The following is a 1,872-nucleotide window of genomic DNA, read 5'->3' as shown; positions in this document are numbered from 1 at the left end:
TTTTGATGCAAAAGGTGATGGTTATGCCATCCATGATATTGGAGCCGGTATCAACCACAACGGCCAGTTTTATAAAGCGGGCATGGTAATCGGTGCTGAGGTCAAGAACGGCAAGGTGGAGACACATTTCGGTGTCAGGGCTAACCAGTTTACCGTGGTGAATCCGACCAATGGGAAATCTGAATCTGTATTTGTGATTAAAAACGGGCAGGTCTTTATCAAGGAAGCCTTTCTTGGTACAGCGGTCATTGATGGGGCGAAAATCAAGGATGCCTCCATCACGATGGCAAAAATTGCCGATGGAATACGGTCGGATAACTGGCCTCATGGTGGCTGGAATTTGCCAAAGAATGGAGCATTCGAGATGAAGAGTGCAGCGGGTGGAGCGCGGATAGCCTTAGACCATACAGGGCTGGCAGTCTATGACAACGGCGGGGCCTTAAGGGTGAAGGTAGGGAAAATATGAGTGACAGATTAGGCATTATGGTGCACCCCGGTGATGGTGGGAAATCTTATTATCTGGATTCTGACAGGGCGCAAATGTTGAGTTTATTACAAACGGTCGCTATCAATGGCAGGGAAGGCAGCAGGTATTACTACAAAAAGTCATTTCACATTCCCGAGGCTCGTAATTTTAACATTGTCCTCATTCCAACAAAAACAGTGATGGTAGGACAGCAGGGATTGCAGTCTGTGATTGTCGACCGCCGGATAGAGCGCATGGACATGGACGGGGAATATCTGAATATCGAAATGAATGACACGTTCTATGAATTTAGCCCTTTCTTTGACAGCGACAAGACGTTTTACATTCAGGTCTGTGGCTACCCAAAATACACGCAGTCTTTTGGTATTAAGCTGGCGGGAATGAACGGAGTATCGACCATTGCAGACCAAAATCGATTGGGGTATTGCGTCTATCGGGGGCGATTTTCATTAGGGAAAAACGGGCAATGGCGGGTGCCGGATTCTATCCCGAACCGGAATCAATGTCTGGTCTTTGCCCGTACAGAAACCCCCGGTGCTGCAATTGGCATGACGCATGATAAGGTCATTGTGAATAACGATGTTGCCTGCGATGTGCATGTGGTGATTTTCTCCAGCGGTTTCCCGTTGCAAAAACCAGACTGGGGGATTGCCATTTATAACGCCTCCGGGCACCTAACGTATTCCTCTTATTATACGCCGTTCTTCTTGGGGGAAATGATACCTGTCAGAGACGGAAAAGGGGCAAGCCCAACCATCGCTAGACCGATGATACACGTTAACCGACTGGCAAAACTGGTTAAGAATACTGGTGGGAATATGTGGCGCTTTGCTGATTCAGGCTTCAAGTTCTCCGGCAATACCATCTCGATAAGTGAAGCGGGCAAGATGGATTTTGAATATTTTCAGGTGAACTGGTTTAGCTACAAACCCATCAATTACGACATCTACGCGATTAACTTCGACGACTACTTCTAACCTCTCAGGAACCCATCTATGTACTATTCACAAGGCACAATCAGCACGGTGTCCGGGTCAGCTATTGTCCGTGGCACAGGCACAAAGTTTAAAGCGAATATTAACAGCGTTGCCCCCGGGCAAATCATGTTAATCCAGTCCGGCAAGGATAACCTGTTACACCTGATCCAGGCGGTGAACTCTGATACTGAATTGGTGTTAGCAGATAAAGTCAGCACCACCCTGAATAACGTCACCTATCAGATACAGATTACTGTGCCTGATTCTGCCGCAGATGGCGTTCGGCATATGGTGGCGATTAACAGCTATATCGTCCAGTTCCTCCAGAACATGGACAGATGGATGTCACAGAACGGCGCGGTGGATGTGACCTTGCCGAACGGGCAGACGGTGTCGCTGAAATCGATA

General features: G+C 48.0%; 2 protein-coding genes and 1 pseudogene. All 3 read left to right on the top strand.

The features are described 5' to 3' along the window. Positions 1–466: DUF1983 domain-containing protein (locus FE392_RS19620; protein ID WP_319931818.1), on the top strand; the 466-nt coding region annotated here is incomplete at its 5' end. Then, positions 463–1,464, top strand: a complete 1,002-nt coding sequence (locus FE392_RS19615) for a DUF6453 family protein (RefSeq protein ID WP_319931817.1) — start codon at positions 463–465, stop codon at positions 1,462–1,464. The genes FE392_RS19620 and FE392_RS19615, both read left to right, overlap by 4 nt. A gap of 18 nt (positions 1,465–1,482) precedes the next feature. Beyond that, positions 1,483–1,872, top strand: a pseudogene (locus FE392_RS19610) (hypothetical protein); the annotation flags it as partial.

It is taken from the genome of Xenorhabdus santafensis, assembly GCF_033949405.1.
Lineage (GTDB): Bacteria > Pseudomonadota > Gammaproteobacteria > Enterobacterales > Enterobacteriaceae > Xenorhabdus > Xenorhabdus santafensis.
The sequence above is the reverse complement of the archived record's forward strand: the minus strand, read 5'-3'. Positions and strand labels throughout refer to the sequence as shown.

Bases quoted from the DNA above. Each gene is read 5' to 3' on its own strand.
- FE392_RS19615 (WP_319931817.1), top strand. From the start codon at position 463: ATGAGTGACAGATTAGGCATTATGGTGCACCCCGGTGATGGTGGGAAA.